Below are 21592 nucleotides of genomic sequence, written 5' to 3'. Positions count from 1 at the left end.
CGCCGCATCGCGTTACAGAAGGACCAAAGACCCGGGGGCTGGCGGATTTGACGAGATTGGACAGATATATCCTGTCGCAGCTCATGGCGCTGTTCGGCTTTTTTGCGCTTGTGCTGGTGTCGGTCTATTGGGTCAACCGCGCGGTGCGGCTGTTCGATCAGCTGATTTCGGATGGGCAAAGCGCGCGGGTGGTGCTGGAATTCACCGCCCTGACCCTGCCTTACGTCATCCGCCTGGTGCTGCCGATCGCGGCCTTTGCGGCCACGGTCTATGCGGTGAACCGGCTGGCGCAGGAATCGGAACTGGTGGCGATGCAGGCCACCGGCGCCTCGCCCTGGCGGCTGGCGCGGCCGGTGGCGGTGTTCGGGCTGATCGTGGCGGCGTTGATGGCGATGCTGGTGCATGTGCTGGAACCGGCGGCGCGTGCGCGGCTGGCCGACCGGCAGGCGCAGATCGCCGAAAACGTCACCGCGCGCTTTCTGTCCGAGGGCAGTTTCCAGCACCCTGCCGATGGTGTGTCGATCTATATCCGCGAAATCGCGCCGACGGGCGAATTGCTGGACCTGTTCCTGTCCGATGCGCGCCAGCCCGGCACGCAGACGATCTACACCGCGGAAAAGGCGCTGATCGTGCGGTCGGCCACGGGACCCAAGCTGATCATGCTGGAAGGCATGGCGCAGACGCTGCGGGCCAGCGACAACCGTCTGGCGGTGACGCGCTTTGCCGATTTCACCTATGACATCGGCGGGCTGATCACGCCGACCACGCGCGAACGGCGCAGCTGGGCCGAGCTGCCAAGCTGGCGGCTGGTCGCCCCCGATGCCGCGACCCTGGCGCTGACCGCAAGCACGCCGCAGGCCGGCCGGGTCGAATTGCACGACCGCTTGGCCCAGCCGCTGCTGGCGCCGGTGGCGGCGCTGTTGGGGGTGGCGGCGCTGATGCTGGGCAGTTTCTCGCGCTTCGGGGTCTGGCGCCAGATCGGGATCGCGGTGGTGGCGATCATCGCGGTGCAGTTCCTGTCGAACGCGACCGAGGACATGATCGCGCGCCGCGCCACGCTGTGGCCGCTGTCCTATCTGCCCGCGCTGGTGGGCGCGGCGCTGGCGGGGGCGATGCTGTGGCACGCGGCGGCGCCCCGGCGGATGCGGCGCAGCCGGTCCCGGGCGGCGGAGGGCGCGGCATGACGCTGTCGTTTTACGTCGCGCGCCGGTTTCTGCGGGCCTTTGCGCTGGTGGGGGGGACGTTCCTGGGCATCCTGATGCTGATCGAGATGGTCGAGCAGGTCGGCCGTTTTCAGGCCGAAACCTTTGGCCTGCTGGATGCCGCGCTGCTGGCGGCGCTGAACGTGCCCGCGACCTTCTACCTGATCCTGCCGCTGATCATGCTGTTGTCGGGGGTGGTGCTGTTTCTGGGCCTTGCGCGCAGTTCGGAACTGGTGGTGATCCGCGCCGCGGGCCGGTCGGCGCTGCGGATGCTGGTGGCGCCGGTCACGGTGGCGGCGCTGATCGGGGTGGTCGCGGTGGCGGCGGGCAACCCGATCGTGTCGGCCACCGCCAAGCGCTATGAGGCGCTGTCGGATGAATTCCGCGCCGATGCGGGGGGCGCGGGTCAGCAGACCGTCTCGATCGGGCGCGAGGGCGTGTGGATGCGCCAGGGCTCGGGCGCGGGCGATGACACCCAGGCGGTGATCCGCGCGGCACGGGCCAATCTGGATGCGACGCGGCTTTATGATGTGACCTTCCTGATCTTTGGCCCCGACCGCGGCCCGATCCGCCGCATCGCCGCCGCCGAGGCCGCGCTGGTTGCGGGCGCCTGGGATCTGCGCGACGTCAAGGACTGGCCGCTGGAGGGCGCGCAGAACCCCGAGCGCGCCGCCACCACCATGCCCACGTTGCGCCTGCCCTCGGATCTGACGGCCGATCGCATCCGCGACAGCTTTGGCACGCCCAATGCGATCCCGATCTGGGATCTGCCCGCCTTCATCGCGGGGCTGGAGGATGCGGGCTTTTCGGCGCGCCGGCATATGGTGTGGTTCCAGATGGAACTGGCGCTGCCGCTGATGCTGGCGGCGATGGTGCTGATCGCGGCGGGCTTCACCATGCGCTATGCGCGGATGGGCCGGTCGGGGATGATGGTGCTGCTGGCGCTTGGCGCGGGCATGGCGGTATTCTTCCTGCGCAACATGGCGCAGGTTCTGGGCGACAACGGGCAGATCCCGGTGGCGCTGGCGGCCTGGGCAACGCCGGTCGCGGCGCTGATGCTGGCGCTGGCACTGATCCTGCATCTGGAGGAAGGCTGATGGCAAAGATCCACCCGATGCGAAAGCCCGCCCCCCGGGGGCGGATCGTCCCCCTGCCCGCCCAGTGGCCCGCCCGGGCCCGGCTGGCGACGATTGCATCCCTTGCGGCGCTTGTCACCCTGCCCGTCCTGGCGCTGGCGCCGCTGGCCACGCCAGCCACCGCGCAGAACCTGGCCACACCGGCCCCGGCCCTTGCCACCGCCGAGACACCGGCGACGCTGCTGGCCGATCGCGTCATCCTGACCGGCGACGACCGGATCACCGCCGAAGGCACGGTCGAAGTGTTCTTTCGCGGCAGCCGGCTGACCGCCACGCGCATCGTCTATGACCGATCCACCGAGCAATTGACCATCGCGGGCCCGATCCGCCTGACCGAGCCGGGCCAGCGCGGTGCGATCGTGCTGGCCGATCAGGCGCAGCTGTCGGCCGATCTGCGCGATGGCATTCTGACGGGCGCGCGACTGGTGCTGGCGCGCGAATTGCAGATGGCGGCCAATTCGATCCGGCGCGAGGCCGGGCGCTACACCCATCTTGACCAGGTCGTGGCCTCATCGTGCCAGATCTGTGCCGACCGGCCCACGCCGCTGTGGGAAATCCGCGCCCGCCGCGTGACCCATGATGCCGAAACCCGGCAGATCCGCTTTACCGGCGCGCAGTTCCGGGCCGCCGGGGTGCCGCTGATGTATCTGCCGCATCTGCGCATGCCCGACCCCACGGTGGAACGCATGCGCGGCCTGCTGCGGCCCACGCTACGCACCACATCCAGCCTGGGCACCGGAATCAAGCTGCCCTATTTCTTCCCGCTGGGGGAGGCCGCCGATCTGACGGTGACGCCCTATGTCGCCACCTCATGGACGCGCACGCTGGGCCTGCGCTATCGCCAGGCGCTGCGCCAGGGCGCCTTCGTGCTGGACGGCGCGGTGACGCGCGACGACATCCGCGAGGGCGAGACCCGGGGCTATCTGTTTGGCGACGGAGTGTTTTTTCTGCCGCGCGACTATCGGCTGGGGGTGACGCTGCGGCTGACCTCGGACCGGTCCTATCTGCTGAACTATGACATCACCGAGGATGACCGGCTGTGGTCGGGCATGACGGTGGACCGGGTGCGCGCCGACCGCATGATCTGGGGCCGGGCGGGCCATACCCATACGCTGCGCGACGGCGAGACGGACCAGACCCAGCCCTCGCTGGCGGGCGATCTGAAATGGACGCGCATCTACCGCCCCCGCGCCATCGGCGGTGAACTGAGCGTCACCGCCGAGGTTCATGCCCATGAACGCGCCTCGAACCTGCTGGCGGACGGGCCGGATGAAGACAGCCTGCCCGACGGGCGCGACATGGTGCGCGCCTCGCTGGTGGCGGACTGGCGGCGCAACTGGCAGCTGGGCGGGGGTATTCTGGCCGCGGCGCAGGGGGAACTGGCGCTGGATGCCTACCGCATCAGCCAGGACCTGGACCCGGACATGAACGGGTCCACCTTCCGCGCCCTGCCCACGGCGGCGGTGGAACTGCGCTGGCCCTGGCTGCGCAGCGCGGGCAGCGCAACAGATGTGATCGAACCCGTCGTCCAGCTGATCTGGAGCCGCGACAGCCTGACCCCCGTGCCCAATGACGACAGCCTTCTGGTCGAATTCGACGAAGGCAACCTGTTTTCGCTGTCGCGTTTCCCGGGCGCGGACATGCGCGAACGGGGCCTGCGCGCGAACCTTGGCATCGGCTGGACGCGGCAGGATGCGGCGGGCTGGTCGGTCGGGGTGCAGGCGGGCCGGGTCTGGCGGGCGAAAGATCTGGATCAGTTCAGCGCCGGATCGGGCCTTGACGGGCGGCTGTCGGACTGGCTGATGGCGGCGCATCTGACCACGGCGGCGGGGATCACGCTGTCGAACCGGGCACTGCTGGATGACGATTGGTCCTTCACGCGCAACGAATTGCGCCTGGCCACCAGCGGCGCGCGCCACGATCTGGCCGCGGGCTATCTGTGGATGGAGGCCGACCCCGATGAGGGCCGCCCGACCCGCACATCGGAACTGACCCTCGATGGCGGCTGGCGCTGGGGCAACGGCTGGTCGACCCGGCTGGAAACCCGCTACGATTTCACCGCCGACCGCGCGGCAAACGCGAGCCTAGGCGTGCAATATGCCAACGAATGCGTCACCGTGGATCTTTCCCTCTCGCGTCGGTTCACATCCTCCTCTAGTGTGGAGCCCGAAACCGACATCGGGCTTTCGGTGCAGCTGGCCGGATTTGGCACCAGCGACACCATCGACCGCGCCCGGCGCAGCTGTCTGCGCTAGGCGGATCGGGCAGGAACGGACGACGGACGGACGAAGACATGGTGCGCGCTTCTTTTCTTCTTGGCGGTTTTCTGGCGCTGACGGCCCTGGTTCCGGCGGACCGCGTGGCGGCGCAGGGGGTGGGCGGCAATCTGTTCGCCCCGATCATCCAGGTCAATGATCTGGGCATCACCGGCTATGAAATCGACCAGCGGATGCGGTTCCTGCGGGTTCTGCGCGCGCCCGGCGATCTGCGGGTCGAGGCGGAAAAGGCGCTGATCGACGACCGGCTGCGCATGGATGCGGCGCGCCGCGCAGGCATCCGCGTGTCCGAAGAGGCGCTGGCCGAAGGCATGTCCGAATTCGCCGGTCGCGCGAACATGGCAACCGAACAGTTCATCCAGGCGATCGGCCAGGAAGGCGTCGAGGCGCAGACCTTCCGCGATTTCGTCGAGGCGGGCCTGGCCTGGCGCGACGTGGTGCGCGCCCGCTTCTTGCCGCGGGTCCGCATTTCCGAGGCCGATATCGACCGCGCCCTGGCCCCCGAAGCCGAAACCGGCAAGGGCGCGCGGGTTCTGATTTCCGAAATCATCATACCCGCCCCCCCCGGCCGCGAGGCCGAGGCGATGGCGCTGGCGCGTCAGATGTCGGCCCTGCGCGGCGAGGCGGCCTTTGGCGCCGCCGCGCGTGAGGTGTCGGCCGCCGGATCACGCGCGCAAGGCGGGCGGCTGGACTGGCTGCCGCTGACCAACCTGCCGCCTGCGCTGCGCGGCACGCTGTTGGCGCTTGCCCCGGGCGAGGCCAGCCAGCCGGTCGAACTGGGCGGGGCGGTCGCGGTGTTCATGCTGCGCGCCATTGACGAAGGCGGCGCGGTGACAGATGCGCCGCAACAGCTTGACTTCGCGCAATATCTGATCCCCGGCGCGGGATCTGACGCGGCCCTGGCCGAGGCCGCGCGCCTGCGTGGGCAGGTGGATGGCTGTGTCGATCTGTTCGCCGCCGTCAAGGGCCAGCCCGAAGCGCGGCTGATCCATGACACGCTGCCGCAAGACCAGATCCCCGCCGATATCGCGGTGGAACTGGCCCGCCTTGACCCCGGCGAGGTGTCCACGAACCTGACGCGCGGCGGCGATACGGTATTCCTGATGCTTTGCAAGCGCGAGGCGCTGGCCAGCGAAGACGCCCCGGCGCCCACGCGCGATGCGGTGCGCAACCGGCTGCAGAACGCCCGCCTGACGGCGATGGCCGATGCCTATCTGGCCGATCTGCGCGCCGAGGCCGTGATCCGGCGGCGGGACTGATCTTCGGGCGGCGGGGGCGGGCATGATCGGCGGCATCGACAGACCCGTGATCCTGTCCTGCGGTGAACCTGCGGGCATCGGCCCCGAGATTGCCGCCAAGGCCTGGGACAGCCTGCGCGCCGCGTTGCCCTTTGTCTGGATCGGCGATCCCGCGCATCTGCCGCGCGGCACGAAGATCCGCGAAATTGCCCACCCCTCCGAGGCGATGTCCCATGCGGGCGCGGCGCTGCCGGTGTTGCCTCATCCCTTCCCCGCCGCGGCCCGGCCCGGCCAGCCCGATCCGGCCAATGCCCATGGCGTGATCGACGTGATCGCGCGCGGCGTCGATCTGGTGCTGCGCGGCGAGGGTCTGGCGCTGGCCACCGCGCCGATCCACAAGAAGGCCTTGCAGGATGGCGCGGGTTTCGCCTTTCCGGGCCATACCGAATATCTGGCGCATCTGGCGGGCGGGGCCAAGGTGGTGATGATGCTGGCCTGCCCCAGCCTTCGCGTCGTGCCCGCCACGATCCACATCCCCCTGTCACAGGTGCCGCGCGCCTTCACGCCCGCGCTGCTGCGCGAGGTGGTCGAAATCACCTCGGCTGGCCTTTCCCGCGATTTCGGCATCGAAAACCCCCGCCTTGCGGTGGCGGGGCTGAACCCCCATGCCGGCGAAGGCGGCGCGATGGGGCATGAGGAAATCGACTGGATCGCGCCCCTGATCGCCGATCTGCGCGCCGAAGGCCATGCCATCGCCGGCCCCCTGCCCGCCGACACGATGTTCCACCCCGCCGCGCGCGCCCGCTATGACGCGGCGATCTGCGCCTATCACGATCAGGCGCTGATCCCGATCAAGACGCTGGATTTCGACGGCGGCGTGAACGTGACGCTGGGCCTGCCCTTCGTGCGCACCTCGCCCGATCATGGCACGGCCTTCGACATTGCCGGGCGCGGCCTGGCCAACCCCGCCAGCCTGATCGCGGCGCTGAAAATGGCCGCCAGCATGGGCGCGGCCCGGGCGCGCTAGTTGCCCTTGGCCACCGCTTGCCCTATTGCCCAAGCGACAACAGGAGTGCCAGCATGACTGCGATCGACGGCCTGCCCCCGCTGCGCGAGGTGATCAATACCCACGGGCTGATCGCGAAAAAGCAACTGGGCCAGAACTTTTTGCTGGATCTGAACCTGACGGCCAAGATCGCGCGGGCGGCGGGCGATCTGACTGGCGCCGATGTGCTGGAGGTAGGGCCCGGCCCCGGCGGCCTGACCCGCGGGCTTCTGGCCGAGGGGGCGCGCCGCGTGCTGGCGGTGGAAAAGGACGAACGCTGCCTGCCCGCGCTGGACCAGATCGCCGCCGCCTATCCGGGCCGGTTGCAGGTGATCCACGGCGATGCGCTGGCGGTGGACGTGCTGGCGCATCTGACCCCGCCGATCAAGATCGTCGCTAACCTGCCCTATAACGTGGGCACCGAATTGCTGGTGCGCTGGCTGACCCCGCGCGACTGGCCGCCCTTCTGGGACAGCCTGACGCTGATGTTTCAAAAAGAGGTGGCCGAACGCATCGTCGCCCAACCCGGGTCCAAGGCCTATGGCCGGCTGGCGATCCTGGCGCAATGGCGGGCCGAAGCGAAGATCGTGATGACCCTGCCGCCCGAGGCCTTCGTGCCCGCGCCCAAGGTCCATTCCGCCGTGGTGCGCCTGACCGCCCTGCCCGAACCGCGCTATCCCGCCGATGCCGCGATCCTTAGCCGGGTGGTGGCCGCGGGCTTCAACCAGCGCCGCAAGATGCTGCGCGCCTCGCTGAAGGGTGTGGCGCCGGATATCGAGGCCAAGCTGGACGCGGCCGGCATCGCCCCCACCGCCCGGGCCGAGGAAATCAGCCTGGAACGATTCTGCGCGCTGGCCCGGGTGATCGCGGCGGCGCAGGGCTGAGCGCGCGCGCGCCCCGCGCCCGTCCGATGACCCAATGACAAAGGCCGCGCCCCCGGGGCGCGGCCTTGCTGTTTCCTGCGACCGACCGGACCCGGTCAGCGGCCTGTCATTCGACCGCCGGGGCCTCGCCCGGGGCGGGCTGCACGGGCTTGGCTTCGCCGCGCGGCTTGCGCGGGCTGCGGCTGCGCTGGGCGGCGGGCTTGTCACCAGATTTCCCGGGTTTCGCGGCGGCAGCCGGCGCATCGGCCTCAGCCGCGGGCTGGGCCGGGGCCGGTTCCGCAGCAGCTGGCGCGGCGGGCGCATCGGCAGCGGCCTCGGCAGCGGCTTGCGCATGGCGCGCGCCGTCCTTCGGACGCTCGCCACGCGGCGGGCGCGGTTCGCGGCGCGGACGGGCCGGGCGGCTTTCGGGGGTTTCCACCAGATTCGAGCGGTCTTCCTCGGTCGCCTCGATCACCGGGGCAAGATCTGCGGTATCCGCGGCAAGATCGGGCTGATCCTCGCCGTGGCGCGGCTCGGCCCGGTCGCGGGCGGGGTGGCCGCCCTGCTGCGGCTGGCCGTGGCCATTGCCGCCCTGCTGACCCTGACCCTGCTGACCGTGGCCATTCTGCTGACCCTGGCCATACTGGCCCTGAGTCTGCTGACCCTGATGCTGCTGGCGGGCTTCCTGTTCGCGCGCCATTTCGCGCTGCGCCTCGCCCAGCATGCGGGTGTAATGTTCCGCGTGCTGCAGGAAATTCTGCTCGGCCACGCGATCGTTGGACAGCTGGGCATCGCGCGCCAGCATCAGGTATTTGTCAATGATCTGCTGCGGCGTGCCGCGCACCTTCCCCTCGGGGCCGGAACTGTCAAACACCCGGTTGATGATGTTGCCGATCGTGCGCTGGCGGTTCGACTTGGAACGCGAACGGGATTTGGATGATCTCATGTGCTTTCGTGTGTCTTGACCCCTGACGGGATCGTGGCCTGTGCCGGTCCCGTTCCGATGCGCCGCAAGACGCCCCGGAACACAAGACCCGCAATATGAAGCTGAGCCGCGCGGCGGAGCCTTTTCCAACCAGCGCGCGACTGACTAATCATGGCGCGCGCGGCCTGACAAGTGAGAATCGCCGCAACGCCGCGAATTTTGGCAGCTATTTGCCACAACTATCGGCAAATTGCGCGCATTGGGCCGAAACAACCCGGTCCCTGCCATCAAGATCGGGATGCACGCGCACCTGTTCAAGCCCTGCGGCGCGGAAAAATCCCGCCACCGCCGCGCCCTGGCTGGGGCCGATTTCCACCGCGATCCGCCCGCCCGGCGCCAGATGCGCGCCCGCGCCGGCGGCGATGATGCGGTAGGGGTCCAGCCCGTCACCGCCCGGCGACAGCGCCAGATGCGGTTCCCAGTCACGCACCTCGGGGGAAAGGTCGGGCATTTCCTCTGCGGCGATATAGGGCGGGTTCGACACGATCAGGTCGAACTGGCCGCGGATGGCGGAAAACCAGTCCGACAGGGCGAATTCCGCGCGGTCCCCAAGGCCCAGGCCGGCGGCATTGTCGCGCGCCACCTCAAGCGCTGCGGGCGACAGATCAACCCCAAGCCCGCGTGCGGCGGGCCGTTCGGCCAGCAGCGTCAGCAGGATGCAGCCGGTGCCGGTGCCCAGATCCAGCACCCGCGCGAAAGGCTGTTGCAGCGCCAGCGCCACCAGCGTTTCGGTTTCCGGGCGCGGGTCCAGCGTGTCGCGGGTGACGCGGTAATCGCGGCCCCAAAAGCTGCGGCTGCCGGTGATCTGGCTGACCGGCTGGCGGGCGCAGCGCGCCGCGATCGCCGTCGCGAAGGCCGCCGCCGGGCCCGGGTCCAGCGCATCGGGCAGATGCAGCGTCAGCCGGTCGGCGCCGATCCCCATCGCATGGGCCAGAAGCCGGCGCGCGTCGCCCGCAGCGCTGTCAATGCCCGCCGCCTTCAGCTGCGCGATGGCGTTGCGCAGGGCCTCGGCAACGGTAAAAGGGGCGGCGTTTGATCGGGCCGCGCTGGGGTCTTGCGCCACGGAATCACCCCTCCATCTGCGCCAGTTTCGCGGCCTGGTCATGGGCCACCAGCGCATCGATCACCGCGCCCAGATCGCCATCCATGACCTGCCCCAGCGCATAAAGCGTCAGGTTGATGCGGTGATCGGTCAGGCGCCCTTGCGGAAAGTTGTAGGTGCGGATGCGTTCGGAGCGGTCGCCCGAGCCGACCTGCGACTTGCGGTTTTCGGCGCGTTCGCTGGCCAGCCGGTCGCGTTCCATGTCGTAAAGCCGCGCGCGCAGCACCGCCATCGCATTGGCGCGGTTCTGATGCTGGGACTTTTCCGAGCTGGTCACAACGATCCCGGTGGGCAGGTGGGTGATGCGCACCGCCGAATCGGTAGTGTTCACGTGCTGGCCGCCCGCGCCCGAGGAACGCATCGTGTCGATGCGGATATCGGCGGCGGGGATGTCGATATCGACCTCTTCGGCCTCGGGCAGCACCGCCACCGTCGCGGCCGAGGTGTGGATGCGCCCGCCCGCCTCGGTTTCAGGCACGCGCTGCACGCGGTGCACGCCGGATTCGTATTTCAGCCGGGCAAAGACGCCCTCGCCCTCGATCCGGGCGGTGGCTTCCTTGACGCCACCCAGTTCGGTCTGGGTCAGGTCCAGAAGCTGAAACGACCAGCCCTGCTGTTCGGCATGGCGCTGATACATGCGCAACAGATCACCGGCGAACAACGCGGCCTCTTCGCCGCCCGTGCCGGGGCGGATTTCCAGGATCGCGGGGCGCGCATCGGCGGCGTCCTTGGGCAAAAGCGCCAGGCGCAGGGCCTGTTCCATGTCCGGGATGCGGGCCTTGAGGCGGGGCAGTTCATCCTCGGCCAGTTCGCGCATTTCCGGATCGGCCAGCCAGCCCTCGGCCTCGGCCAGATCAGCACGCGCCTGACGCCAGGCCGCGATCTGTGTCACGACGGGCTTGAGGTCGGAATATTCCCGGCTGATACGGGCAATTTCGGCGGGCGTGGCCCCCGCGGACAGGCGCGCTTCGAGGTACTCGAAACGGGCGAGGATCTGGTCGAGTTTCTCTTGCGGCAACATGGGGGCGGTTTGGCCTGTGTTTTGGGCGGGGTCAAGGGTGGCAAGCGCGCGGGGGGCGCTGCCCCCCAAGCGGCCCGCGGCCGCTTTCCCCCCGGGATATTTCGGCAAAGCCGAAGGGGTGCGGGTTATCTGGGGCGAACAAGCGCGCGGCGCAAGGTGTCAAGGCGCGCGGCATTCACCCCAAGGTCGGAATGGCCAAAGCGGGCGCGCGCGAAGGCGGCCAGCGTGGCGCCGTCGCGCGTGGGCAGCACCCGGATCGAGGTATAATCGGGAAAGCCCCAGATCGCCGAGCGGGTCAGGAAGGTCATGTGCCCTTCGGCTGCGGACCCCGCCAGCAGCCGGGTGCGCGGCAGCGCCAGCATCGCGGCCTGAACCCGGGCGGCCAGATCGGGGGCAGGCAGCGGTGCGGTGATCTGGCCGGGGTCCAGGCGCGCGAAATTGGGGCGGCCAGGGTCCGTCGTGGTTTGCGGATCGACATGCCAGCGGGCCGGATCAGACGGGGCCAGCCGCACCCAGGCGGCGCCCGCCAGCACCAGCGCGACAAGAAGCAGCCCCGCGATCTTCATCCGCCCGCTCCCTGCCGCCGGGTCCAGCCATAAAGCGCGATCAGTTCGGTGGCGACATGGGCGCCCGCGATGGCGGTGGCGCCGGTGCTGTCATAGGGGGGCGACACCTCGACCACATCGCCGCCCAGAAGCATGATCCCCGCCAGCCCCCGCAGGATCGCCGCCGCCTGCCAGCTGGCCAGCCCGCCCCAAACCGGGGTGCCGGTGCCAGGCGCGAAGGCGGGGTCAAGGCAATCGATGTCGAAGGTGATGTAGCAGGGCCGGTCCCCCACCACGGCGCGGATGCGCGCGACGGTTTCGGCCACGCCCGCCTGATGCACGAAGGGCGCATCGAGGATGGTCACGCCCAGCGTGTCGGGGTTGTCGGTGCGGATCCCGACCGAGACGGTCGCGGCGGGATCGACCAGCCCGGTGCGGATCCCCTTGTAAAGAAATGTGCCGTGGTCGATGCGCGACATGTCGTCATCGACCCAGGTATCGGAATGGGCGTCAAACTGGATCAGCGCGATCGGCCCGAACCGTTCGGCATAGGCGCGCAGGATCGGCAGGGTGATGAAGTGATCGCCCCCCAGCGTGACCGTGCCCGCCCCCGCCGCCAGGATCGTGCGGATATGGTCGGTCACCCGGTCGGGAAAGCTGGCGGTATGGGCATAATCGAAGGCCAGATCGCCATAATCCACCACCGTCAGTTCGGAAAGCGGATCATAGCACCAGCCATAGGGCGCATCGAAGGCCTGCAGGGCCGATGCCTCGCGGATGGCGCGGGGGCCGAAACGGGTGCCGGGGCGGTGGGTGACGGCCTGATCAAAGGGCACGCCGGTGATCACAAGGTCTACGCCAGATAGATCTTTGGTATAGCGCCGACGCAGGAAACTGGTCGCGCCGCCAAAGGCGTTTTCAAAGGCAAGCCCGCGCGGATCTGTCCGCGTGAAGGCCATATCTACCTGATTTTTCGCATCTTCCAGCGCCATCGCACCCCCCGGCTTTGGCCCCAGCCTTGCCCGGCGCGCGGCCAAGGTCAAGCGGCAGTGGACAGGATGTCGCAGGTTGACCAAGGTCAAATCTGATCTGGATCAAGGTCGATCACGATGCGGTGAAATTAGAATTAGTCTACATCGATTGAAAGGGACTCACGATGAAACGGTTGCTAGCCCCACTTGCCACACTGGCCCTGGCCGGGCCGGTCTTTGCCGATGACGCCGCGCTGCGCGACACGGCCAAGGATCTGTTCGAGGCGATCCCGCTGCAGGCGCCGATGCTGGAAGGCAATATCATCTCGCGCGATCGGGTCGATCTTGGCGCGATGCTGTTCTTCGATCCGCGCATGTCGAAATCGGGCCTGTTTTCCTGCCAGACCTGCCACAACGTCGGCATGGGCGGCATCGACGGGCTTGAGGTGTCGATCGGTCACGGCTGGCAAAAGGGCCCGCGCAACGCGCCCACCATGCTGAACGCGGTGTTCAACGTCGCCCAGTTCTGGGATGGCCGCGCGCCCGACCTGGCCGAACAGGCCAAGGGTCCGGTCCAGGCCGGGGTTGAAATGAACAACACCCCCGAGAATGTGGTCGCGACGCTGAAATCCATGCCCGCCTATGTCGAGGCCTTCCAGACCTCGTTCCCCGGTGAAGAAGACCCGGTGACCTTCGACAACTTCGCCAAGGCGATCGAGGCGTTCGAAGCCACGCTGATCACGCCGAATTCACGCTTTGACCAGTTCCTGATGGGCCAGGACGGCGCGCTGAGCGATCAGGAAAAGAACGGTCTGCAGCTGTTTGTCGATACGGGCTGTGCGTCTTGCCACGCCGGGATCAACTTTGGCGGTCAGGATTACTATCCCTTCGGCGTGGTTGAAAAGCCCGGTGCCAGCGTGCTGCCCGAAGGCGACAAGGGTCGTTTTGCTGTGACCGAGACCGCGGGCGACGACTATGTGTTCCGCGCAGCACCCCTGCGCAACATCGCCATCACCGCGCCCTATTTCCACTCGGGCAATGTGTGGGATCTGACGGAAGCCGTGGCGATCATGGCCAACTCGCAGCTGGGCGCCGAGCTGACCGACGCGGAGATCGACGATATCGTCGCCTTCCTGGGCACGCTGACGGGCGAACAGCCGGAGGTCGTGCATCCGACGCTGCCGGTGCGCACCGCCGCGACGCCCAAGCCCGAGGATATGTGATCCGCGGGTCTGACCAAGTCGTATAAGTTTTGTAACGAGTAAGACGGTTAAGATAACGAGTATCGTGGTAAAAGGGCGCGGGAAATCCGCGCCCTTTGTGTTTGTGGCGTCACCCTATCCGGTGTGCCTTTGCGTTTGGCGCAGCGGCACCCTTTGGCGCAAAGGTCTGCGTGCCACCCCAATGTGTCGTCAGCGGCCGCACCCCGCCCCTGCCCCCTGTCCCCGTCCTCTGCCCCCGCACCCGGACATCCGTGCAGGACGCCTGCGCATGAAAAAACCGGCGCCCGAAGGGGCGCCGGTTCGATCGCATCTTGCGGGCGACGAAAGCCGCGCCGCCTCAGGGTTGGGTGCGCTTGCCGGTGAACAGGGCCTGCGCGGTATAGACCAGGATCGCAAGCCCGATGGCCCCCGCCGCCGCCACGCCCAGCAACACCAGCCAGTCGATCGGCCCGCCAATGTCGCCAAAGCCGGAATTCGTGACCTTTTGCACGAAAACCACCGCCGCGATTGCCCCCACCGGCATGAACAGCTGCGCCAGCAGGAATTTGCGCGCCGACATGTGCCGGTCGCGGATCAGCACATAAAGGTAAAGCACCGTCACCACCGCCGCCACCGCGACCATGGTCCAGAACAGGCCGCGCCCGAAGATTTCCTCGAAGACGGCCAGCAACATGCCAAGTGTAAGTTCCTTCATGGTCCGCCCTCCTCAGGCCTTGCCGCGCAGCATCGCATTATAGGTGGGTTTCAGCGCGATTTCCTTCATCAGCCAGGAAATCCACAGCTCCTCCAGCGGCGCGATCACGCCGGGGAAGGACGGCACCAGATTGTCCTTGTAGTCGAATTCGATCAGCATCGCGCGCCCGATCCGGGTGATCATCGGGCAAGAGGTATAGCCGTTGAAGACGGCCGTGCCCTCGCGCCCCTCGATGGCGGCGACCAGATGATCCTCGACCACCGGAACGTGCCACTTGGCCGAGGCCGCAGTCTTGCCCTTGGGCACGCCGTTGATATCGCCCACGCCAAAGACATCCGGGTAGCGCAGATGGCGCAGGGTGGATTGATCGACCTCGATCCAGCCCTGATCGACCCATTTGTCCGCCCAGGACAGGCCCGATTCGCGCACCACCTTGGGCGCACGCTGCGGCGGGATCACGTTGGTGAAATCGAACTTGATCGCCTCGGTCGTGCCGGGGGTGACCGTCACGGTGCCGTCGGGGTTGATCGTGCTGACCTCGGGGGTCTTGAAATAGGCAGTCTTGCTGGCCGCATCGATCCCGGTCAGAACGTGGTCATAGCGCACATCGACGCCGCGGTCGCGGAACAGAAGTTTCACCTTCTCATTCACGATCGGCACGCCAAACAGGCCCTTGTTGTTGGCGGCATAGACGACCTGAGAGCGGTCGCGCGTGCCCTTGCGGCGCAGGTAGTCGTCGGTCAGGAAGGTGTATTTCAGCGGCGCGCCGGCACATTTCATTTCCGTCGCGGGCCGGCCGAACAGCGCCACGCCCCCGGTGTCGGTAAAGCGGTCCATTTCGCGCCAGGTGGCCTCGGCGTAATCGGGGCCGGCATAAAGCGCGCCGATCCCGTCCTTGCCCACCATGTCCAGCGAAAACCCTTCAACCCCGGCCCAGTCCAGCGTCAGGCCGGTGGCCACGACCAGGAAATCATAGGGCAGTTTGGTGCCGCCTTCTGTGGTGACCACCTTCGCCTCGGGGTCGATCCCGGCGGCATATTCGGCCAGCCAGGTCACGCCCTTGGGCAACCAGTCGCCGGTGCCCGACACCGAATAGGACGCAGGCTTCAGCCCCGCCCCGATCAGCGTGAACCCGGGCTGATACCAATGCTGCTTGCGCCCGTCGACGATGGTGATCTGCGCCCCGTCCAGACGTTCGGCCAGGCGGTTGGCAAGCGCCGTCCCCCCCGCGCCCGAGCCGACGATCACGATCTTGGCGCTGGTGCGCACCTTCGCCGCCGCCACAGGTTCTGCGCTGACCCCCAGCACCGCCGCCGCCCCGCCGGCAAGCCCCAGAAACGCCCGCCGCGAGGTCGGGAAAGCTTTCGTGTCCATGGATGTCCTCCGCATTTATATTCAAGAATTAACATGCCTTCGAAATGATGCATTTGACCCAAATCAATAAAACCTGCCCGAATGCCTGATCTTGATCAAGTCGCAAAGGCGCGCGCGGGGCTAGACTGTGTCTTCGACAGGCCCTGGGGGGGGCGATGGAATGCGACTGACGACCCGAAGCAATCTTGCAATACGCACCTTGATGTTCTGCGCCGTCAATGACGGGCGGATCGTGCGCAAGCATGAGATTGCCGATCTGTGCAATGCCTCGGAAAACCATCTGGCGCAGGTGATCAACACGCTGGCGCAAAAGGGGTTCCTGGACACCCAGCGCGGCCGCTGCGGCGGGCTGCGACTGGCCCGACCGATGCACCGGATCAGCGTGGGCGCGGTGCTACGCGCCTTTGAGGCGGGCGTGCCCTTTGCCGAATGTTTCGACCCCGAAACCAGCACCTGCCCGCTCAGCGCGGCCTGCCGGTTCCGCCACGCGCTGCAAACCGCGCTGGATGCCTTTTACGCCGCGCTGGACCCGGTGACGCTGGCCGATCTGGTGACGGACAATTGCGCGCTTGAGGCGCTGTTGCGTCTGCCCGGCACGGCCACCGTCCCGCCCTGCCCCGGACGTCCCATGCCCGAACCCGCCCCCTGATGCGCGGCCCGGCCAATGCGCAGCAAAAAGGCCGCCCCTGACAGAGGCGGCCCCGTAGTTCTGGCCCTTGCGGGCCCCGGCGCGGCGGTCTTAGCCGACCAGTTCCAGACCCGAGAAGAAGAAAGCGATTTCCTGCGCTGCGGTTTCCGGCGCATCCGACCCGTGGACCGAGTTTTCCCCGACCGAGAGCGCGAATTCCTTGCGGATCGTGCCTTCAGCGGCCTGCGCGGGATTGGTCGCGCCCATCACTTCGCGGTTCTTGGCAATGGCGCCTTCGCCTTCCAGAACCTGCACGACGACCGGTTCAGACGCCATGAATTCGCACAGCTCGCCATAGAAGGGGCGTTCCTTGTGCACTTCGTAGAATTTGCCGGCCTGTTCCAGCGACAGCTTGATGCGCTTTTGCGCGACGATGCGCAGGCCCGCGTCCTCGAATTTGGCATTGATCTTGCCGGTAAGGTTGCGACGGGTTGCATCGGGTTTGATGATGGAAAGCGTGCGTTCGATCGCCATGGCGCTGGCCTTTCGATTGGAATGGTTACGGGTGCACCGGTCCCCCGGCGCGCATTGTGGCGCCTGCTAACACGGGGCTGGCGCGATGAAAAGCCCCCCGCCGCGCGGTTCGCCAAGGGGGCAAGGGGCGCTGCTCCTCTTGGCCTGCGGCCAATTCACCCCGAGGTATTTCGGGCAAGATGAAAGGGCCGCCCGGTCAGGGGGCTTCGGCCGCCTCCAGCGCTTCAAGCGCATCCATCCAGAGCGCCTCGGCGCGGGTCAGACCTTCGCGCGCCTCGGCGTGTTTCTTCATCCATTTTTCCGCATCCTGCGCCCGCCCGGGTTCATAAAGCGCCGGATCGGCCAGGATTGCATCCAGCTTGCCGATCATCTCGGTCAGCGTGGTCACGCGGTCTTCGCATTTGCGCACCTCGGCGCGCAGCGCCAGGATCGCATCGCGCGAGGGGCGCGCGGGCCTGTCCTTGGCCTTGGGCGCGGGTTTTTCCGCCGGATCGCCGGCCAGCAGTTCCGCCCGGTAGCTTTCCAGATCGCCCGCATAGGGCGCGACGCCGCCGCCCTTGACCAGCCAAAGACGGTCGGCCACCAGCGACAGCAGGTGCATGTCGTGGCTGACCAGCACCACCGCCCCGGAATAGGCGGTCAGCGCCTCGACCAGCGCCTCGCGGCTTTCGATGTCGAGGTGGTTGGTCGGTTCATCCAGGATCAGCAGATGCGGCGCATCGATCGTGGCCAAGAGCAGAGACAGCCGCGCCTTCTGCCCGCCCGACAGCTTGCGCACCTGCGTTTCCGCCTGATCGGCCAGCAGGCCGAACCCCGCCAGCCGCGCGCGCAGCCGGGGCTGGCCTTCATCGGGGCGCAGGCGCTGGATGTGCTGCAGGGGCGTCTCATTCAGGTCCAGCTCATCGACCTGATGCTGGGCGAAATAGCCGATGCGCAGCTTGGCCGACCGGGTGATCCGGCCCTCTGACGGTTCCAGCTTGCCCGCCAGCAACTTCGACAGGGTCGATTTCCCCTCGCCGTTGCGGCCCAGAAGCGCGATCCGATCGTCCTGGTCGATCCGCAGGTTCAGACGTTTCAACACCGGTGCCCCGCCATAGCCCACGGCGCAGCCCTCCATCGCGATGATCGGGGGCGAAAGCTGTTCGGGCGCGGGGAAGGTTAAGACCTGCTTGGCCGCTTCCTCGGGCGGGGTGATCGGCTCCATCTTTTCCAGCATCTTGACGCGGGCCTGGGCCTGGGCGGCCTTGGTGGCCTTGGCCTTGAAGCGGTCGACAAAGCTTTGCAGATGGGCGCGCCGCGCCTCTTGCTTCTTGGCCTCGGCGGCCAGGGCCGCGCGGGCGGCGGCGCGGGCGCGGGCGAACTGGTCATAGCCGCCCGACCACAGCGTCAGCTTGCGGTTGTCCAGATGCAGGATCGCGCCCACGGCCCGGTTCAGAAGGCCACGATCATGGCTGATGATGATCACGGCATGGGGATATTTCGCCAGATAGCTTTCCAGCCACAGCGCGCCTTCCAGATCCAGATAGTTGGTCGGTTCGTCCAGCAGCAACAGATCGGGCTGGGCGAACAGCACCCCCGCCAGCGCCACCCGCATCCGCCACCCGCCCGAGAAATCCGAACAGGGCCGGCGCTGCGCCTCGGCGTCAAAGCCAAGGCCCTTCAGGATGGCGCTCGCGCGCCCCTCGGCGGACCAGGCGTCGATATCGGCCAGCCGGGTCTGGATTTCCGCAATCCGGTGCGGGTCGGTCGCGGTCCCCGCCTCGGCCAGCAGGGCGGCGCGTTCGGTATCGGCGGCCAGCACCGTATCCAGCAGGCTGGTGGCGGAACTGGGCACCTCTTGCGCCACGCCACCGATGCGCGCGCGCGCAGGCAGGCTGATCGCTCCGCCCTCGGCCGCCAATTCGCCCCGGATCAGGCGGAACAGCGTGGTCTTGCCCGCGCCATTGCGCCCGACAAGGCCCACCTTGTGGCCATCGGGGATCGTGGCGCTGGCGCCTTCAAACAGCGGGCGCCCTTCGACGGAATAGGTCAGGTCGGTGATCTTCAGCATGGGCCCGAGCGATGAAGCACCGCGCGGGCCTTGTCAATTGCCCCAGGGCCCGGGCAGGGCTCAGTCCAGCTGCGCCGCGATGCGTTCGACCGGCCAGGATCGAAAGCCCACCATCGGCTGGTCGCCCTCTTCGGAAAAGGCAAAGACGTGGATTTCATCGTGCAGCATCGCCATGCGGCAAAACCGCCCCTCACCCGCCAGATCCGCGGGACACAGCTCCAGATCGACATGCGGCACCGCCGCTTCGAACATCTGATAGCTCAGCGGCAGGGGGGCGCTGTCGGCCAGAACAGGGGCTGGCAACAGCGCAAGGGACAGCAGGACAAACGGGCGCATCGGGATCTCCTTTCAACGGTGCGCCCAATTCCTGACTGTTTTGATATGCTTTCTCGATGCGGCGCACTGCCGCACCACGGCCTGCCCTTCGGCTTTGCGCAAATATCCTCGGGGGGTGAATTGGCGCACCGCGCCAAGAGGGGGGCAGACAGCCCCCCCGACCCCGCCCGCCACAAACCCGATTTTTCCAATCAGGTATTGACCCGATCAGTTTTGTCAGGTTTACACAGCCCATATCCCGACTAAAGGAGTCCCCCATGACCGCGCGATTCGCCCTGACCCTCACCACCGCCCTGATCGCCCTGCCCGCGCTGGCCGAGGAGGTGAACGTCTATTCGCACCGCCAGCCCGAACTGGTCCAGCCGCTGTTTGACGCCTTCACCCAGGAAACCGGCATCGCGGTCAATGTGGCCTTCGTGGACAAGGGCATGGTCGAACGCCTGCAGGCCGAGGGCACGCGCAGCCCCGCCGATCTGGTGATGACCGTCGACATCGCGCGCCTGCAGCAGGTGGTCGAGGCGGGCGTGACCCAGCCCGTCGCCTCGCCCGCGCTGGAAGCCGCGATCCCGGCGGAATTCCGCGACCCGGCCGGTCACTGGTATGGCCTGACGTCACGCGCGCGCATCATCTATGCCAGCAAGGACCGCGTCGCCGAGGGCGAAGTGACCAGCTACGAAGACCTGGCCGATCCGAAATGGAAAGGCCGGATCTGCACCCGCCCCTTCACCAATGACTATAACGTCGCCCTGGCCGCAGCCCATCTGGCCCATCACGGCGAGGCCGACACCCGCGCCTGGCTGGAAGGCGTCAAGGCCAACCTTGCGAAAAAGCCCGAGGGCAATGACCGCGGCCAGGTGAAATCGATCTGGTCGGGCGAATGTGACATCAGCCTGGGCAACACCTATTACATGGGCCAGATGCTGGCCGACCCGGAACAGAAGGCATGGGCCGACAGCGTGCGCATCGTCTTCCCGGTCTTTGAAGGCACGGGCACGCATCTGAACGTCTCGGGCGTGGCGATGACCACTGCGGCCCCGAACAAAGAGGCCGCGCTCAAGCTAATGGAATTCCTCGCCTCGGATAGCGCGCAGGCGATCTATGCCGAAAGCAACCACGAATTCCCGCTGAAAGAGGGCGTGAAACGTTCGGATCTGGTCGCGGGCTGGGGCGACTTCACCGCCGACACCCTGCCCCTGACTGACGTTGCCAAGCTGCGCCCCGCCGCGCTGAAGCTGATCGAAGAGGTCAATTTCGACGGCTGATCCCGTTGCAAACACCGCAAAGCCCCGGCCCTCGCCGGGGCTTTCGCTTTGGGCAATCTGGACAAGAACGCGCACCCAAGCCACTGTGCCGCCAAAGAACAGGAGAGCCCATGACCGCGCCGCGCAAGATCATCATCGACACCGACCCCGGCCAGGACGATGCCGTGGCGATCCTGCTGGCGCTGGCCAGCCCTGACCTTGAGGTGCTGGGCATCACCGCCGTGGCGGGCAACGTGCCGTTGCAGCTGACCGCGCGCAACGCCCGCGTGGTCTGCGAACTGGCCGGACGGCCCGACATCCGGGTCTTCGCCGGCTGCGACCGGCCGATGACGCGCAAGCTGGTGACGGCGGAATATGTGCATGGCAAGACCGGGCTTGACGGCATCACCCTGCCCGACCCCACCATGCCGCTGCAGGACCAGAGCGCGGTCGATTTCATCATCGACACGCTGCGCGCCCTGCCCGAAGGGGCGGTCACGCTTTGCCCGCTGGGGCCGCTGACCAATATCGCCACCGCCTTCGCCCGCGCGCCCGACATCATCCCCCGCGTGGCCGAGATCGTGCTGATGGGCGGCGCCTATTTCGAGGTTGGCAACGTGACCCCCGCCGCCGAGTTCAACATCTATGTCGACCCCGAAGCCGCGCAGATCGTCTTCAGATCGGGCGTGCCGCTGGTGGTGATGCCGCTGGACGTGACCCACAAGGTGCTGACCACCCGCCCCCGGGTCGAGGCCTTCCGCGCGCTTGGCACCCGCGTTGGCCACGCGGTCGCCAGCTGGACCGATTTCTTCGAACGCTACGACATGGCGAAATACGGCAGTCAGGGCGCGCCGCTGCACGACCCTTGCGTGATCGCCTATCTGCTGCGCCCCGACCTGTTCCAGGGCCGCCATGTGAACGTGGAAATCGAGACGCAATCCGATCTGACCCGCGGCATGACGGTGGCCGACTGGTGGCGCGTCACCGACCGGCCCGCCAATGCGATGCTCATGGGCAGCGTCGATGCCGAAGGATTCTATACGCTGCTGACCGACCGGATCGCCCGGCTTTGACCCCGGCGCGCCGGTGTCGGCTGCGGGACGCCTCCGGCGGGGGAGTATTTGGACC

Annotated in this window: 20 protein-coding genes; 10 read left to right on the top strand and 10 right to left on the bottom strand. The window is 67.5% G+C overall.

Annotation, left to right across the window (positions count from 1 at the left end; translation table 11 throughout):
- Window positions 1-47: 47 nt before the first annotated feature.
- The 6 genes from lptF to rsmA are packed head-to-tail and all read left to right on the top strand — an operon-like array spanning window position 48 to window position 7781.
- Window positions 48-1184: an LPS export ABC transporter permease LptF gene (lptF, locus tag MXB90_RS07205; protein ID WP_250042925.1), complete on the top strand. Its 1137-nt coding sequence runs from the start codon at window positions 48-50 to the stop codon at window positions 1182-1184.
- The gene (gene lptG, locus MXB90_RS07200; RefSeq protein ID WP_250042923.1) at window positions 1181-2299 is read left to right on the top strand and encodes an LPS export ABC transporter permease LptG; all 1119 of its coding nucleotides are present in this window, start codon (window positions 1181-1183) and stop codon (window positions 2297-2299) included. Before lptF ends, lptG begins: the two co-directional genes overlap by 4 nt.
- Window positions 2299-4593, top strand: a complete 2295-nt coding sequence (locus MXB90_RS07195) for an LPS-assembly protein LptD (protein WP_250042921.1) — start codon at window positions 2299-2301, stop codon at window positions 4591-4593. Before lptG ends, MXB90_RS07195 begins: the two co-directional genes overlap by 1 nt.
- Before the next feature lie 38 nt (window positions 4594-4631).
- Window positions 4632-5873 carry a peptidylprolyl isomerase gene (locus MXB90_RS07190; protein ID WP_250042918.1) on the top strand — a complete coding sequence of 414 codons (1242 nt, stop codon included), beginning with the start codon at window positions 4632-4634 and terminating at the stop codon, window positions 5871-5873.
- A gap of 22 nt (window positions 5874-5895) precedes the next feature.
- A complete protein-coding gene (gene pdxA / locus MXB90_RS07185) occupies window positions 5896-6879 on the top strand; it encodes a 4-hydroxythreonine-4-phosphate dehydrogenase PdxA (RefSeq protein ID WP_250042917.1) in 984 nt (327 codons plus the stop codon).
- Window positions 6880-6932: 53 nt separating this feature from the next.
- Window positions 6933-7781 (top strand): 16S rRNA (adenine(1518)-N(6)/adenine(1519)-N(6))-dimethyltransferase RsmA, encoded by an 849-nt coding sequence (rsmA, locus tag MXB90_RS07180; protein WP_250042913.1) that lies wholly within the window; start codon window positions 6933-6935, stop codon window positions 7779-7781.
- A gap of 106 nt (window positions 7782-7887) precedes the next feature.
- On the opposite strand, the gene MXB90_RS07175 is transcribed toward rsmA, so the two are convergent.
- From MXB90_RS07175 to speB, 5 genes are all read right to left on the bottom strand, one after another.
- Complete coding sequence (locus tag MXB90_RS07175; protein WP_250042911.1) at window positions 7888-8706, bottom strand: DUF4167 domain-containing protein; 819 nt, start codon at window positions 8704-8706, stop codon at window positions 7888-7890.
- Between the two features lie 205 nt (window positions 8707-8911).
- A complete protein-coding gene (gene prmC / locus MXB90_RS07170; protein WP_250042908.1) occupies window positions 8912-9808 on the bottom strand; it encodes a peptide chain release factor N(5)-glutamine methyltransferase in 897 nt (298 codons plus the stop codon).
- 4 nt (window positions 9809-9812) lie between these two features.
- On the bottom strand, window positions 9813-10868 hold the full coding sequence (gene prfA / locus MXB90_RS07165; RefSeq protein ID WP_250042906.1) for a peptide chain release factor 1: 1056 nt from the start codon (window positions 10866-10868) through the stop codon (window positions 9813-9815).
- Between the two features lie 125 nt (window positions 10869-10993).
- On the bottom strand, window positions 10994-11434 hold the full coding sequence (locus tag MXB90_RS07160) for a DUF1499 domain-containing protein (RefSeq protein WP_250042904.1): 441 nt from the start codon (window positions 11432-11434) through the stop codon (window positions 10994-10996).
- On the bottom strand, window positions 11431-12405 hold the full coding sequence (gene speB, locus MXB90_RS07155) for an agmatinase (protein WP_250042901.1): 975 nt from the start codon (window positions 12403-12405) through the stop codon (window positions 11431-11433). Before speB ends, MXB90_RS07160 begins: the two co-directional genes overlap by 4 nt.
- 164 nt (window positions 12406-12569) lie before the next feature.
- Between speB and MXB90_RS07150 the strand changes: the two genes are divergently transcribed.
- Window positions 12570-13607 (top strand): cytochrome-c peroxidase, encoded by a 1038-nt coding sequence (locus tag MXB90_RS07150; RefSeq protein WP_250042899.1) that lies wholly within the window; start codon window positions 12570-12572, stop codon window positions 13605-13607.
- A gap of 337 nt (window positions 13608-13944) precedes the next feature.
- Here the strand turns inward: MXB90_RS07150 and MXB90_RS07145 are convergent, their stop codons facing one another.
- Entirely contained in the window at window positions 13945-14301 is a 357-nt protein-coding gene (locus tag MXB90_RS07145; protein ID WP_250042897.1) for a DUF5368 domain-containing protein, read from the bottom strand.
- Between the two features lie 12 nt (window positions 14302-14313).
- On the bottom strand, window positions 14314-15675 hold the full coding sequence (locus tag MXB90_RS07140) for an NAD(P)/FAD-dependent oxidoreductase (protein ID WP_250042896.1): 1362 nt from the start codon (window positions 15673-15675) through the stop codon (window positions 14314-14316).
- Window positions 15676-15835: 160 nt separating this feature from the next.
- On the opposite strand from MXB90_RS07140, the gene MXB90_RS07135 reads away from it, so the two are divergent.
- Window positions 15836-16324, top strand: coding sequence for an RrF2 family transcriptional regulator (locus tag MXB90_RS07135; RefSeq protein WP_250042894.1), 489 nt, complete (start codon window positions 15836-15838; stop codon window positions 16322-16324).
- Between the two features lie 90 nt (window positions 16325-16414).
- Here MXB90_RS07135 and ndk read toward each other — a convergent pair whose 3' ends face one another.
- The 3 genes from ndk to MXB90_RS07120 form a co-directional block, all read right to left on the bottom strand.
- Entirely contained in the window at window positions 16415-16837 is a 423-nt protein-coding gene (gene ndk, locus MXB90_RS07130) for a nucleoside-diphosphate kinase (RefSeq protein WP_250042892.1), read from the bottom strand.
- A 196-nt stretch (window positions 16838-17033) separates the two neighbouring features.
- On the bottom strand, window positions 17034-18887 hold the full coding sequence (locus tag MXB90_RS07125; RefSeq protein ID WP_250042890.1) for an ABC-F family ATP-binding cassette domain-containing protein: 1854 nt from the start codon (window positions 18885-18887) through the stop codon (window positions 17034-17036).
- A 60-nt stretch (window positions 18888-18947) separates the two neighbouring features.
- Window positions 18948-19223, bottom strand: coding sequence for a hypothetical protein (locus MXB90_RS07120; protein WP_250042888.1), 276 nt, complete (start codon window positions 19221-19223; stop codon window positions 18948-18950).
- Between the two features lie 257 nt (window positions 19224-19480).
- Between MXB90_RS07120 and MXB90_RS07115 the strand changes: the two genes are divergently transcribed.
- Window positions 19481-20485: a Fe(3+) ABC transporter substrate-binding protein gene (locus MXB90_RS07115; RefSeq protein WP_250042886.1), complete on the top strand. Its 1005-nt coding sequence runs from the start codon at window positions 19481-19483 to the stop codon at window positions 20483-20485.
- A gap of 110 nt (window positions 20486-20595) precedes the next feature.
- Window positions 20596-21537 (top strand): nucleoside hydrolase, encoded by a 942-nt coding sequence (locus tag MXB90_RS07110; RefSeq protein ID WP_250042883.1) that lies wholly within the window; start codon window positions 20596-20598, stop codon window positions 21535-21537.
- Window positions 21538-21592: the final 55 nt, after the last annotated feature.

Source organism: Phaeovulum molybdatiresistens (assembly GCF_023544865.1).
In the GTDB taxonomy this organism is placed as follows: domain Bacteria; phylum Pseudomonadota; class Alphaproteobacteria; order Rhodobacterales; family Rhodobacteraceae; genus Pontitalea.
This window is presented reverse-complemented; position numbering and strand designations above follow the sequence as displayed.